A 12875-nucleotide genomic window follows, 5' to 3' on the forward strand; every position below is an offset into this window, starting at 1 on the left:
AAGCCAGCGAGCCCCGGCCACCGCCCGTCTGTACGTCGGGCAATCCGCTGCTGCTGTGGATGCGGGTGCGGTTAATGGCGTCGTCGAACACGTGGACGTACGGCGGTGCCCCGGTGCCACCGCCGACGCCGACGATCAGGCACTCCTCGGGATCAGCGCCCCGCCGCCTCTGGCAGGCAGTGGCTCGGCGCACACGCCGAACACCTCAATCGCGCCCTCCCCCGCGGCCTGTGTGAAGGGTTCCGTTGTACCGGGTGCTGACAGCGGCTACTTCGGTCCCCACCAGGCTGGTGACACGTCGATGGACCACACGTTGCCCACCTGGAGGCCGTCTGGATCGGGGTCGCCCGTCCCGTAGGGGTCGGGGTCGACGACGACGTGGATGCGGGCACCGGACTCGGGCACGCGATAGCGGTGCATGTCGCGCGAAGTGTGGTCGAGTTCGACGGTGTGGCCCCGGGCCATGAGGGCGGCCCGCAGTTCTTCGAACGGAGCTCTGGGCTCGAAGATCCCGAACTGTTGGGAGAGCGGTGACGGCACCGTGCTCGGAGACTGGTCGTGAATCAGCCGGTGGATCTGGACGCCGAAGCCGAAGCAGGACATCTGCCCCTGCCGGTCCGGTGAGAAGTTCACTTCCACGAGCCCGTAGTCCCGCCGCAGCAGGCCGCCCTCGGGGACATCGACATAGTCGGCGCCCACCGCGGCTTCCCAGCCGTCGGGGCCGGCGCCGATTCCTGCGCCGAGGGCGTCGCAGTGGGTGGCGACATGGGCGTAGAAGCCCAGAGCGGACACCCGCTGGCCTCCTCAAATCGTATGGACGAAGCGAGCCCCAACCCTATCGACGTCATTTCCGATCGCCCAATGCTCTGACCTGCGCGATCAACCCGACAGGACAGGTCAGGCAGGCGCGGGACGGACAGCGTCCTCCGGCTGGCGTTGCGGTGTTCGGAGCGCCCGGTTGACGCGTGAGCGCTTGGCCAAGACTGGACATCACCCCCGCATCCTCAGCGGCGACGGCACCGCTCGCGTGTCCCCACCCGGACCCGCTCACCGCGCCCGTCCGTGGCCCCCGCCCTACGCTCGGGGCATGAGACGCCGCCCGATGCACATGTCCGACGAGGCCCTGGACACCCTGCGCGCCGCGCTGGTGGAACTTCGGACGGAGCTGAAGGTTCCCCTTGCCTTCCCCAAGCGCGTACTCAAAGCGGCCGACAATGCCGCGGCACATCCGACCCTGCCCGACAAGGACGCCAGGCAGCTGCCGTTCTTCACGATCGACCAGCGGACCTCGAAGGACCTCGACCAGGCCATGCACCTGGAGCGGCGGCCCGGCGGCGGCTACCGCGTGTACTACGCGATCGCGGACGTGGCGGCCTTCGTCAAGCCCGGCGGCCCGCTGGACGTCGAGGCGCACGACCGGATCGAGACGCTGTACTTCCCCGACCTCAAGGTGCCCCTGCACCCGCCCGTCCTCTCGGAGGACAAGGCCAGCCTGCTGCCGAACCAGGACCGCCCCGCCCTGCTGTGGCAGCACGACCTCGACGCCTACGGCAACGTGACCGACTCGTCCGTGAGCCGGGCCATGATCCGCAGCCAGGCCCAGTACGACTACGCCGGCGCCCAGCAGGCCATCGACAACGGCACGGCCGCGGAGTCCCTCGCCCTGCTGCGCGAGATCGGCAAGCTGCGGGAGGCCGTCGAGATCGCGCGCGGCGGCATCTCGGTGAACCTGCCGGACCAGGAGGTCACCACCCTCGATGACGGATCGTTCCAGCTGCGCTATGTGGCGACGCTTCCGGTGGAGGGCTGGAACGAGCAGATCTCCCTCATGACCGGGATGTCCGCGGCCCAGATCATGCTCGACACCGGTACCGGGATCCTGCGGACCCAGAAGGAGCAGGCCGATCAGAGCGTGGTCAAGCGCCTGCACGACATCGCGAAGGCCCTGGGCATCGACTGGCGGCCCGGTATCTCGTACGCGACGCTGGTCCGCAAGCTCGATTCGAAGAAGCAGACCCACATGGCCTTCCTCAGCGAGGCCACCGGCACGATGCTCAAGTCGGAGTACACCGTCTTCCGCGACAACCAGAAACCGGCGTACGCGATGCACGCGGCGATCGCGGCCCCGTACGCCCATTGCACGGCTCCGCTGCGGCGCCTGGTCGACCGGTACACCGGTGAGCTGTGCGTGGCGGCGTGCTCGGACACGGCCCCGCCGAGTTGGGTGCTCGACGCCCTGTACTGCATCCCGTGCGACACGGCACGGGGAAAGAGCGGCCTGGCGGACCGGCAGACCGTGGACCTGGCCGAGGCCGCGGTCCTCATGCACCGCGAGGGCGAGGTGTTCGACGCCGCGGTCATCGACACCGACGCCGAGCGGGGCAAGCCGCGCGAGGGCAAGGTCTTCCTGGCCGACCCCGCCGTGCTGGCCAAGGTCGAGTCGACCAACGGCCTGGATCTCCAGCTCGGATCCAGCGTCAGGGCCACGCTCAAGCGGGCGGACCCCTCCGCGGACGGGGACAAGGTCCTCTTCACCGTGCCCTAGATCCGGTCCCACATCGCACCGGCGATCACTAACCCGCTCGGGCCCCGCCAAGTGCTGGCGGCACAGACTGCAGGCCCCGGCTGCTCAGACCCGCAGTCCCTGCTCTCTCCGCCGGGAGAACGGGGTCATTTCAGGGTTTCGGCCGTTTGGGTAGTCGGGCGAACACTCTGTGTGTCACGATCATCGTCGGCTCGCCGGTGAGCGATGACCGAACTGCCTTTGTGATGAAGGGATATGAACGTGGCCGAGCGCCAGAACGGCACGGTGAAGTGGTTCAACGATGAGAAGGGCTACGGCTTCATCACGCCGGAGTCCGGACCCGATCTGTTCGTCCACTTCCGGGCGATCCAGGGGAACGGCTTCAAATCCCTGAAGGAGGGCCAGAAGGTGACCTTCGTGGCGGTCCAGGGTCAGAAGGGGGCGCAGGCCGACGAGGTCCAGCCCGAGGCGTAGGAGCGCCTGTGACGCTGTCCGGCCTCAATCTGCATGCTTGGGGCCGGACACTCTCTGTTCAGGGGCGAGGCGCGACTGAGTCTGGGCCAAGTCCCCTCGCCTGCCCGGGGCGTGGCGGTGGCCGGGTCGGGACGACGCAACCGTTGCCTCCGCACCGTCCGCCTTCGGTAAGGGCGAGGGACGGTCTTCCACCTCCAGCAGACCTCCAGCAGACCTCCAGAAGACACCGCCCTTTGCCGCTGGGTGAGGGAGCGCCGGGCATCCTGGCGCTGCTGCTGGGGCTGTGGTTGTCTCAAGGTCCGACGGCTAGGGGGTGTCACATGGATGTGGCAGGGAGCATGGCGTTATCCGCCGCCCAGATACTGACCGGTCTGACGACAGGGGCGGCCACGGCGGCGGGGAACGAGGCAGGCCGGGCGGTGGGTGACCTCGTGCGGGCGCGGCTGGGTACTTCCGAGGAAGGTCGCGCCGCCCTGGACGGGGTGAGCGCCGACCCCGCGGATCTGTCGGCGCTCCGGGGGTTGCAGGAGGCGATCAGTGAAGCGCTGGCCGCCGATCCCGATTTCCGGACCCGCCTGGCTGTCGTGCTTGCGGGCCCGCCGCCGGACGCGCCGCCCGCGCACGCCGTCAGTCCCCAGTACACCGGCAGTATCATCATCGGGGGCGGCAGCAAGGTACGGAACAGCCAGATCTCTCTGGGCCCGCTGACCATTACCAATACCCGCGCCACCCGCGCATCCCTCACCGGGATCGCCGCCCTGCTGGTCGCGTTGCTGGCCCTGGGCCTCTACAGGGGCGTGCAGTTGCTCACTGGTGACGATTCCCCCCGCTCGGCGGCCGGAGCGCCGTCTGGCCAGAAGTCCCCTACGGCAACGCCCTCCCGGGCGGCCTCCGGTACGTCGGATGATTCGGATGATGCGGCCCCGGTGGTGACCGACGCGGCGAAGGGCCAGCAGATCCTCCCGGACGTAGCGAGCCTGCCGCAGGGCTGGGCTGTCGCGAGCGGCTCGCCGACGACGGAGCAGTGCCCCAACCGCCGCGTCGGTATTTCGAAGGACGGGCAGTCCCATTACATCTGCAAGACGGGCCCGGTCCTCGACCTGCAGTCGGCCTACGACCCGGGGCCCGGGGTCGGCTACAACAAGGTGCACGTCGAGGTTCTGGCGTACCCCTCGGTGGCCGCGGCCGCCGAGGGCTTTGTGGGAGTGGAGGCGGAAAACGCTGACAGCAACGAGGTGAAGCAGGTGACGCAAGTGACGCTGCCGCACTACGGTGACGAGATATCGGCTGTCACCATGAACGCCACCGTGCCCGGCATCGGTTCGCACATATCACAGGGACTCGCGGTGGTCCGCTGCGAGAGCATCGTCGTGCGGATCGTCATCGATGACAACAACGGCAGCACCGTCGACCTCCACGCGCTCAACGCCTTCACCCGGACGGTGACCGCCCGGGCGCAACAGGCGCTGGACAACAAGACGCCCACCGCCGCCGTCGAACTGTAAAGACATGCCCCGAGCCGCATCCTGGCTTCTCGGATACCCAACGTGGTTGGGTGGTTGATCCGCCGCCAGGTCTTCCGCCGCAGTCAGCCCGTCACCCGAGACTTGGCCGGGTGACGCCCCTGCCCGCCCGGTCGTTGATCCGACATGACTGAGGACTGAGGACTGAGGACTGAGGACTGAGGACTGAGGACTGAGGACCGCGGTCGCCGGACACAGACACAGACTCGGACACGGTCACGGTCACGGTCACGGTCACGGTCAGGGTGAGTGAGAACCCCAAGGACAGAGGAGTGTGTACGCGCATGACCCGCATCGCGCCCAACGGCATCGAGCCCGTTGACCTGCTGGTGGTGGGCGCGGGCCCGGCGGGTGTGGCGGCCGCGGTGATGGCCGCGGGCCTGCGGATGCGTGTCACCCTGGTGGAAGCGGTCGCGGTCGGTTCGAAGGTGGCGGCGATCGGCGCACTGGAGAACGTGCCGGGCGCCTGGACCACAGGCCCGCAGCTCGCCGCGGCGTTCGCGGCGGACATCGCGAGGCACCGGGATTCGGGCCGTCTCACCGTCGTACAGGGCAGGGCGACCACCGTCACGGGCTACCGCGACCGGGCCGAAGTGTCCTTGGCAGACGGCTCGTTGCTCACGGCGGAAACCGTGGTGGTGGCGACAGGAGTGACGGCGCTGACCCTCCGGGACGTGGACTGGATCGAGGCGACCGGGGATGCCCACGTACCTCCTTTGTGGCGCGCCACCTCCGAGGAGCTTGAAGCGCGAGAAGTGGTCGTCTTGGGCGCCGACCGCCCCCTGGGCACCTGGTTGCGCGCCCACCCGCGCACGGACACCCGCTTGCGCGTCCTCCACCCCGCCCATGACAGCTACAAGACGGCCGAGGTGGCCGACGACAGCAGGGTCCGCTGCGAGCTGGTCGACCGGGTCGAGACCGCCGCGCGCCCGGGAGGCGGGTACGACGTCACCGCGTACCACCCGGACGGCACGAGCCGCTCGGTCCGTGCCGACGCCCTGTTCGGCAACCTGGGCAGCAGGCCGTCCGCGCTGACCGGCCTGGTCGTCGGTCCGGACGGTTACTGCCCGCCGGACGCCCAGCATCCGCGCGTCCTGGTGGCCGGGGACCTCAAGGGCGCCCGGATGCAGCGCATCGCGGTGGCTCTGGGCGACGGAGGCCGGGCGGCGCTCATTCCGTACTACCGTTCGTTGGAGGACGGCTTCGCGCCTTCGCCTTGACACTCCGTTCCGGAGCGGGCGGATAATGACGCCTTGCGGAAGAGGAGCCGGGGGCCAAGGGGGGCCGACGTGGATGACCGCGCGTCTCAGGGAATCCAGAATCCCCTCACCTTCCTCGGTGCCGCACTCAGCACCACCGCGTCCGTCATCATCGCGCTGGCCGCCGGGAAGAGTGACGACAACCGTGCATTCCTGATCTTTACGGCTGTTTTCGTGGCGATTCTCGCGCTCGCGTTCCTTGTGATGCTCCTGATGCGACCAAGGCGATCGCGCGATACGAGTACGGCGTCGAGCCGTACCGAACCGGCTCCTCCCGAGCTCGAGATGACGTACGACGTCTTCCTCTCCAGCCCGATGGCGTCCTTCCCGACCAGTGAGCAATACGAGGAACACCGTGCTGGGATGCGTCAGTTGGTGGAAGCCCTCGAACGCCACTGCCGGTTCAAGGTCTACTACGCCGGGCTCCACCTCCCCACCTGGAACAGCTTCCAGCGGCCGGACATAGGCGCCCAGCGCGACGCGGCGGCCCTGCGCGAGAGCAAGCGGTTCCTGCTGGTGGTGCCGCTGCCGCTGGTGTCGAGCATCTACGTCGAGGCGGGCTACGCACTCGCCCTGCACAAGCCCTCCGTGTACTACCACCACGTCGACGTGGAGCTGCCGTTCATGCTCCGCCATGCCTCCCAGTACGGAAACGACTTCCCGCGGTGCAAGGAGTACCGGTACGCACAGATCGAAGAGATAGTCCAGGACATCGAAATGAACAAGAGTTCGCTCTTCGATTAGTGGGAAAGGTATGTAACGCCGTGGGCAGCCGTGATGACAGCCGTGAGGAGATGCTTGTGTCGCAGGATTCCCCGAGCTCCCAGGAGTCCACGGAGGGAAAGGCCGCGCGGCTGGGAGAGTTGCTGCGTACGCGCGGCCTCTCGATCAGCACCGCCGAATCGCTCACCGGGGGAATGCTCGGTGCGGCAATTACCGGTACCCCCGGGGCGTCCGACTACTACCTCGGCGGCGCCATCACGTACGCCACGGAGACCAAGGCGAGAATTTTGTCCGTGGACGAACAAGTCCTCGCCAGTCAGGGCCCGGTGAGCCCGGCGACGGCGGAGCAGATGGCCCACGGCGTACGCCGTCTCTACGCCAGCTCGATCGCCGTCGCTACGACCGGAGTCGCGGGTCCCACCGGTCAGGACGGCAAGCCGGTGGGCCTGGTCTACATCGGCATCTCGGACGCCGACAGCACCCAGAGCCACGAATTCCACAGCACGGGCACCTCCCGCGACGAGGTCCGTCGGCAGACGGTCGAGCAGGCGTTGGAGATCCTGATCGGGCACTTGGAGAAGGGGTAGCGGCAGAGCCGAGCGGGGGCGCCCTCCTGGCACGAGAAGACCGCGCCCCTTGACGTGGTGGCGGCCGGTCTCCACGTCAAGGGCGTCTCCTTCTGGTCCGTTCGGTGCTCCGGACGGAACCGCCTAGTAGCTGTCGTACCTGGGCTTACCGTTCGGCCGGTAGACGCCGACGACGGTGCCACCTTTCGTCGTCGAGACGCTGACCGGCTCCAATGCAGTGGGGATCGCTCCGTCGGCGAAAAGCCGTTTGCCGGTGCCGATGATCACTGGGTGGATGGTCAGCCGGTACTCGTCGACGAGGTCGTGCTGCATGAGGGTCTGGGCGAGGTCGCCACTGCCCACCACGTTGATGTCGCCGCCCTCGGACGCCTTGAGCGTGCGTACGGCATCGACGGTGTCGCCCTCCAGCAGCGTGGAGTTCTGCCACTCCACGGACGTCAGGGTCCGCGACGCCACGTACTTGTGCATGCTGTTCATCCGATCGGTGAACGGATTGTCGGGGTCGGCGGTCGGCCAGTACGACGCGAAGATTTCGTACGTCTTGCGGCCGAGCAGCATCGCGTCGGAGGACTCGTACCAACCGGCGATGGCCGTGCCGATCTCGTCGTCGGCCACCGGCTTCTGCCAGCCGCCGTGCTCGAAGCCGCTCTGTGTGTCCTCGTCCGGGCCGCCTGGTGCCTGCATGACGCCGTCCAGCGTCAGGAACGTGCAAACAATGATCTTGCGCATGGTGCGCTCCTTTCGTCGACAGGTAGACCGTGCGTCCACCGCAAACTCATCGGCGGCACTTCCCCAGTGCGCGACCCGCGCGTCAGGGGTGATCCAAATGACAGACCTGGCGGTTGGCGCGGGACGGATAGCCTGCGCGAATGAAGCGGATGCAGCGGGCCGCCGGCGCGATCGTCGGCTCAGCGGTGGGTGACGCCCTGGGCGGTCCCTTTGAGTTCGGCCCCCAGGGAGCGTTCTCCGCGCGGTTTCCCGCGCCCGGTGCCGGTGGCGAGATGTGCGGAGGCGGTGGCTGGGATGCAGGCGAAGCCACTGACGACACGCAGATGGCTGTCCTGGTCGCGGAGTCGCTGCTGGAGCGGGGCGGACTGGATCTGCCGGATATCTTCGCCCGCTTTCAGCGGTGGGCGGCGTCAGAACCGAAGGACATCGGCCTGCAGACCGAAGACGTCCTGACCAACGGCATGCCCTGGGACCTCGCCGCCGCGATCCATTTCCAGGGCAACCACCGAGCAGCGGGAAACGGCTCCTTGATGCGGGCCTCGACCTCCGCGGTCCACTTCGCGGCCGCGGGCCAGGAAGCCACCATGATCGCGGCCCGTCGCATCGCCGCCCTCACCCACGGCGACCGCGCGGCCTGGGAAGGCACCGCGATCTTCCACGAACTCATCCGCGTCACGTTCGAGGACTCCGACCCGATCACCGCGCTCCCGGACGTCCTGGCTCTCGTCCACCCCGACCACCGCGACCGCTATGCCACAGTGCTCGCACCTGACTGGCACCCCGATCAGGCGACCGAGTTCAACGGTGCCATCTGGCCCTGCCTGGGCTCCGCCGTCTGGGCCCTGCGCTCCACCATCAGCTTCGAGGACGCGATACGCGCGGCGATCGACCTTGGCGGTGATACCGACACCGTCGCCGCGGTGACCGGAGGCCTGGCTGGAGCGTCCTACGGGCTGGATGCGATCCCCGCCCGTTGGACCCAGCCGCTCCATGTCCCCCTCCCGGGCTTCGACGGACGCGTGCTGCATCTGGCAGACCTGCTCCACCTTGCACACCGCCTCGGAGGCTGAACCGGTTCCGGCTCATCAACCCTCATCAACCGGCCGATTGAGATCGTCGATGGATGCGCATCGAGTGTTGTGTGACTGACTTCTATGACGTTTGTCTTTTCGTGTGCGAGCTCTGGTTTGACCCGGGGTGCGGCGGAAGAATGGAGAGTTCGGTGTCGTTTGATCGGGGGCTCCGTGGACATGGCCAGTCAGATCCTTCCGCTCGCCGGTGTCGCTGTCGGTGCTGCCATGTCATTTCTGGTGACGAGTCTGAACGAGCGGGCCAAGTGGCGGCGTGAGCAATCTGTGCGGTGGGACGGGCAGCGCCTGACGGCCTACGCCGAATACGCGCATGCTGTGAAGGATCTCGCCTACCAGTACCGGCGTATCGCGGTTGCGCGGGGGCTGACCGCCGGTCCTCACCCGCTGGAGCCTACTGCGGTGGTACTGGACAGGCTGGGTGATGCGGAAGTCCACCGCACTGCCCTGTCCGAAGCACTGCTCCTCCTGGCCGACAGGCACACCATTGCTGCGATGAAACGGATGAACCAGTGCTTGTGGCTCCTGGAAGCGCTGGCCCGGGCAACTCCCGGTCATGACTATGACGGCACCTGGGACCAGGCCTATGTTGACTATCGCGCTGCGCGACAGGAATACATCGAGCAGGCACGCCAGAACCTCGGCGTCAGGGGATCCGTGCGGCCACTCCCGGGGTGAGGGGCCTCGCTGTTCCCTTCCTTCACGTACAGCCCGGTCCTTGCCCCCCCCGCAAAGGCAGAGCTCGGGCTGCAAGGATGCGGTCATGGAACAGATATCGAGTCGGCAGGAAGCGTCGGAGGCGGTCCAGGATCACGGGTGGCGCTACCTGCTGGGTACCTTGCAGACGTCGGTTCCGGTCGGGACGTTGGCTCAAGCGATCAGCTTGGCGGCGGACGCTGTCGCGGTGTGTGGCGACGATGCCGATCGCCATCTCCGGATCGATGTCCGTGCCGATCGGGTCGTCTTCACCCTGCAGTCGCTGGATCATGCAGCCGTTACTGCCCGGGATGTCGAACTCGCGCGTCGGATCTCCGCCACCGCTGACAAGTCCGGGTTTCTGCCGGAGCCCGGACTCGGAACGGGGGCGCCACGGTCCGTCCAGGTTGTGGAGATCGCCATCGATGCCCTGAGCATCGCCGGGATTCGACCGTTCTGGAAGGCGGTGTTGGGCTATGCAGATGAGGCGGGCGCCGAGGGGCCGGAGGATCCCCTCGTCGACCCGGTCTGGCAGGGCCCGGCCATCTGGTTCCAGCAAATGGATCGCGCGCGTACGCAGCGCAATCGCATCCACATCGACATCAGTGTTCCGCATGACGAGGCACCCCGGCGGATCGAAGCCGCGCTGGCGGCTGGAGGGCGGCTCGTGTCCGCGACGCGTGCCCCCGCTTTCTGGGTGCTTGCCGACCGGGAGGGGAACGAAGCCTGCGTCACCACATGGCAGGGCCGGGACAACTGACACAACGTGCCGGTCACAGCCGCTCGTTGATGGCCGTGACGAGGACGGTGGCCTCGTCACGGACCGCGAACTTGTTGTCCCGGTAGAGGAGTTCTGCTGTGGGGTCGGTGCCGAGGCGCACCGCAGGCTCAGGCCCGTCAGACCGTGCGTGCCGCCGACGTCATGGCTGGGGCCGACGCCGAAACCCACGCCTTGGCCGCGGGACCCGTTTCTCCGAGCACAGTGGGCGGCTGCTGTGGCCCGGCTGCTTCACACGCCCTTCCCCTTGAATGAGTCACCCGCCTCTCCACTTTGTCCGACAACCGCTCGTCGACGGCGACGTCACCTGATCTGCTGGGGTGTCGGTTGAGGGGGAGCGCGCCGGGAGAGCGCGCCCGTGGATGCAGAGGTGGGTCCGACGATGGGCAGGGCGGGACGGCTGCAAGGGGATCCGAGAGGGGAGACGGCCGAGGCGAACGCGCTGGCTGTCTTCCTGCGTGACATCACGAAGGGCCGTACGGTCCGGGAGCTGGCCAGGTGTTACGGGAGTGGCAAGACGACCTGGAGTGACTACCGCTCAGGGGTGAAGATCATTCCCTGGGCCGTACTGGTGCGGGTGGTGTCCAGCCGCGTCCGCGACGAGCGAGGGCGTACCGAACTGCTCGCCCGGGCCCAACGCCTGCACGTCGCCGCCTGCGCGGCGGAAGGGGGCGCTGGGCATCCGGTCGGTCATGGTCCCGGAGACAATGAGGCAGCGGAGCTGTTACGCGCCGCTCAGCGCCGAGTCGATGCGCAGCTGGCCGAATCGGAAGGCGTGGTGCGCAGGCTGCTGGGATTGACCGCGCGGCTCCAGAGTGAGTTGGACGACGCTTTGCGGCGGGCGGAAGACAACACGGCGGGGGAGACAGCGCCCTCCGCCGGAGCGGCGCCCCTCACAGGCCTGGAGCCCACCCGAGTCGACACCAACCTCGACGGGGCCGGACCGCCGGTGTGGGAGCACGCTGCCGTTTCGCCGCGACAGGACGCCCCCGCAGATGAGTCGGCGGGTACACGGCGAGAGCCGCTCGACACCGAGAGCGAGGCATGCCAGGGGGCGCCAGGAGGCGCGATCGTCCTTCGTGGTCTGCGGCGCTCCATGTCTCGCCACGACAGCAACGCCCCCAGGCGGATCGGCGCTGGCGTCGAGATCCGACGGGTATATCTGCCGCAGCTCCCCACCGAGGCCGCACCGCCCGCTGTGCGCGAGGCGAGGGTTGTCCGCGGACAGGTGGTGCGGCGGGCTGACCACGCCTCCGGCGGCCGTGGTCTGGTGGTCGTACGGCAGCGCGCACTCGCTCATGTCCCCTTGAGCCCGGGATGGCTGAGGCGCGTCCTGCTGATCGTCTGCGTCATCCTGGCCTTGGGGGTGACGGCGACGGGAGTGGATCACGCGCCGTGGCCACGCCCCGGATCCGCGGCGCCCTCCCCGCCCGGACCTGTTACGGAAGCGGCTCCGCCTGCGCTCGCCCCCACGCCGGCGCCCCAGATCCGCGTTCCGGAAGCGAGCAGCGAGCCGCCGCGGTCCGGCCCGTCTCCGCGCCTGCCCGCCCCCGCGTCGACGCTCGCGCCGAGTACGCCCACCCCTGACACGAAACCACCGGCGGCGCGGCGACCCGCACAGGTGCCGTCGTCGGCGGGCAGCGGCGTGTATGCCATCGCGGCCGACGGCCGTGCGGTGGTGCAGTGGAGTGGGAAAGACATGGCCTGGGTGACGATCGGCGGCCCGGCGAAGGAGCTGTACGCCGGTCGGGCCGGAGTGTTCGCCACCGACGCGCGGTCGGGCGAACTGCGTGTCTACGGCGGTGCACCCGGAGCCTGGGAGACCGTCAGTGAACCCGGCGCCGCCTTCGCGATCAGCGGCACCGACCTGTACCGCCTGGCGCAGGACCGCAGCGCCGTCCACCGGTGGGACAGGGCTGCCAGAACATGGACCCGAGTGGGCGGACCGGCGGCCCGCCTCTACGGCGGCGGGGCCGGGCTGTTCGCCACCGACCCCGTCGACGGCCGGATCTTCGCCTATACGGGCAAGGGCGATGCCTGGACGTACGCCGGCGCCGCCGGTGCGGACTTCGCCGTGAGCGACGACCATCTGTACGGGCTCAACCCCGAACGCAGCGGGGTGTTCCGCTGGAGTGGCGAGCCGGGTGTGTGGAGCGCGGTCGGCGGCCCGGCCGGTGCTGTCTACGCGAGCCCCTCGGACCTGTACGCAAGCAACGAGGCCGACGGCGGCCTGTGGCGCTACCGGGCAGGCGGATGGACGCGGATCGGCGAGGCCGGAGTGGGGTTCGGCGCCCAGGGAGACCGTGTCTACCGGCTGGACAAGGATCGTGCGGCGGTGTGGGAGTGGGCGGGAGCGGACTGGCGACGCATCGGAGGCCCCGTCCGCACGCTCGTAGTGGCCAATTGACGCCGAGCGGCCGCAGGCCCCGGGCGATTGAAGACGCCAGGGCGTATGCCATCGGGCTCCGGAAAGGCGCGCCAAACACCTTCCTTG

At 68.5% G+C, this 12875-nt stretch carries 12 protein-coding genes; 10 read left to right on the plus strand and 2 right to left on the minus strand.

Going from position 1 to position 12875, the window contains the following annotated elements:
- Window positions 1-267 precede the first annotated feature (267 nt).
- The gene (locus tag BX283_RS37245; protein ID WP_101391788.1) at window positions 268-792 is read right to left on the minus strand and encodes a hypothetical protein; all 525 of its coding nucleotides are present in this window, start codon (window positions 790-792) and stop codon (window positions 268-270) included.
- Window positions 793-1087: 295 nt separating this feature from the next.
- Here BX283_RS37245 and BX283_RS37250 point away from each other — a divergent pair, with 295 nt between their 5' ends.
- From BX283_RS37250 to BX283_RS37275, 6 genes are all read left to right on the plus strand, one after another.
- Window positions 1088-2545, plus strand: a complete 1458-nt coding sequence (locus BX283_RS37250) for an RNB domain-containing ribonuclease (protein ID WP_257584147.1) — start codon at window positions 1088-1090, stop codon at window positions 2543-2545.
- Window positions 2546-2785: 240 nt separating this feature from the next.
- Window positions 2786-2998, plus strand: coding sequence for a cold-shock protein (locus BX283_RS37255; protein WP_101392824.1), 213 nt, complete (start codon window positions 2786-2788; stop codon window positions 2996-2998).
- A gap of 338 nt (window positions 2999-3336) precedes the next feature.
- Window positions 3337-4503 (plus strand): hypothetical protein, encoded by a 1167-nt coding sequence (locus BX283_RS37260; protein WP_101391789.1) that lies wholly within the window; start codon window positions 3337-3339, stop codon window positions 4501-4503.
- Between the two features lie 302 nt (window positions 4504-4805).
- On the plus strand, window positions 4806-5741 hold the full coding sequence (locus BX283_RS37265; protein ID WP_101391790.1) for an FAD-dependent oxidoreductase: 936 nt from the start codon (window positions 4806-4808) through the stop codon (window positions 5739-5741).
- 69 nt (window positions 5742-5810) lie between these two features.
- Window positions 5811-6524: a hypothetical protein gene (locus BX283_RS37270; RefSeq protein ID WP_101391791.1), complete on the plus strand. Its 714-nt coding sequence runs from the start codon at window positions 5811-5813 to the stop codon at window positions 6522-6524.
- Between the two features lie 56 nt (window positions 6525-6580).
- Complete coding sequence (locus BX283_RS37275; protein WP_218976550.1) at window positions 6581-7090, plus strand: CinA family protein; 510 nt, start codon at window positions 6581-6583, stop codon at window positions 7088-7090.
- Between the two features lie 123 nt (window positions 7091-7213).
- Here BX283_RS37275 and BX283_RS37280 read toward each other — a convergent pair whose 3' ends face one another.
- Window positions 7214-7819 (minus strand): dihydrofolate reductase family protein, encoded by a 606-nt coding sequence (locus BX283_RS37280; RefSeq protein WP_101391792.1) that lies wholly within the window; start codon window positions 7817-7819, stop codon window positions 7214-7216.
- Window positions 7820-7959: 140 nt separating this feature from the next.
- Here BX283_RS37280 and BX283_RS37285 point away from each other — a divergent pair, with 140 nt between their 5' ends.
- The 4 genes from BX283_RS37285 (at window position 7960) to BX283_RS37305 (ending at window position 12788) form a co-directional block, all read left to right on the plus strand.
- Window positions 7960-8889, plus strand: a complete 930-nt coding sequence (locus BX283_RS37285) for an ADP-ribosylglycohydrolase family protein (protein WP_101391793.1) — start codon at window positions 7960-7962, stop codon at window positions 8887-8889.
- A 180-nt stretch (window positions 8890-9069) separates the two neighbouring features.
- Window positions 9070-9585 (plus strand): hypothetical protein, encoded by a 516-nt coding sequence (locus BX283_RS37290; RefSeq protein ID WP_257584149.1) that lies wholly within the window; start codon window positions 9070-9072, stop codon window positions 9583-9585.
- Window positions 9586-9670: 85 nt separating this feature from the next.
- The gene (locus tag BX283_RS37295; protein ID WP_101391794.1) at window positions 9671-10363 is read left to right on the plus strand and encodes a VOC family protein; all 693 of its coding nucleotides are present in this window, start codon (window positions 9671-9673) and stop codon (window positions 10361-10363) included.
- A 1717-nt stretch (window positions 10364-12080) separates the two neighbouring features.
- Complete coding sequence (locus BX283_RS37305) at window positions 12081-12788, plus strand: hypothetical protein (protein WP_101391796.1); 708 nt, start codon at window positions 12081-12083, stop codon at window positions 12786-12788.
- The last annotated feature ends 87 nt before the right edge of the window (window positions 12789-12875 follow it).

Source organism: Streptomyces sp. TLI_146 (assembly GCF_002846415.1).
GTDB lineage: Bacteria > Actinomycetota > Actinomycetes > Streptomycetales > Streptomycetaceae > Streptomyces.

Bases quoted from the DNA above. Each gene is read 5' to 3' on its own strand.
- BX283_RS37250 (WP_257584147.1), top strand. From the start codon at position 1,088: ATGAGACGCCGCCCGATGCACATGTCCGACGAGGCCCTGGACACCCTG.
- BX283_RS37260 (WP_101391789.1), top strand. From the start codon at position 3,337: ATGGCGTTATCCGCCGCCCAGATACTGACCGGTCTGACGACAGGGGCG.
- BX283_RS37265 (WP_101391790.1), top strand. From the start codon at position 4,806: ATGACCCGCATCGCGCCCAACGGCATCGAGCCCGTTGACCTGCTGGTG.
- BX283_RS37280 (WP_101391792.1), bottom strand. From the start codon at position 7,819: ATGCGCAAGATCATTGTTTGCACGTTCCTGACGCTGGACGGCGTCATG.
- BX283_RS37285 (WP_101391793.1), top strand. From the start codon at position 7,960: ATGAAGCGGATGCAGCGGGCCGCCGGCGCGATCGTCGGCTCAGCGGTG.
- BX283_RS37290 (WP_257584149.1), top strand. From the start codon at position 9,070: ATGGCCAGTCAGATCCTTCCGCTCGCCGGTGTCGCTGTCGGTGCTGCC.
- BX283_RS37295 (WP_101391794.1), top strand. From the start codon at position 9,671: ATGGAACAGATATCGAGTCGGCAGGAAGCGTCGGAGGCGGTCCAGGAT.
- BX283_RS37305 (WP_101391796.1), top strand. From the start codon at position 12,081: ATGGCCTGGGTGACGATCGGCGGCCCGGCGAAGGAGCTGTACGCCGGT.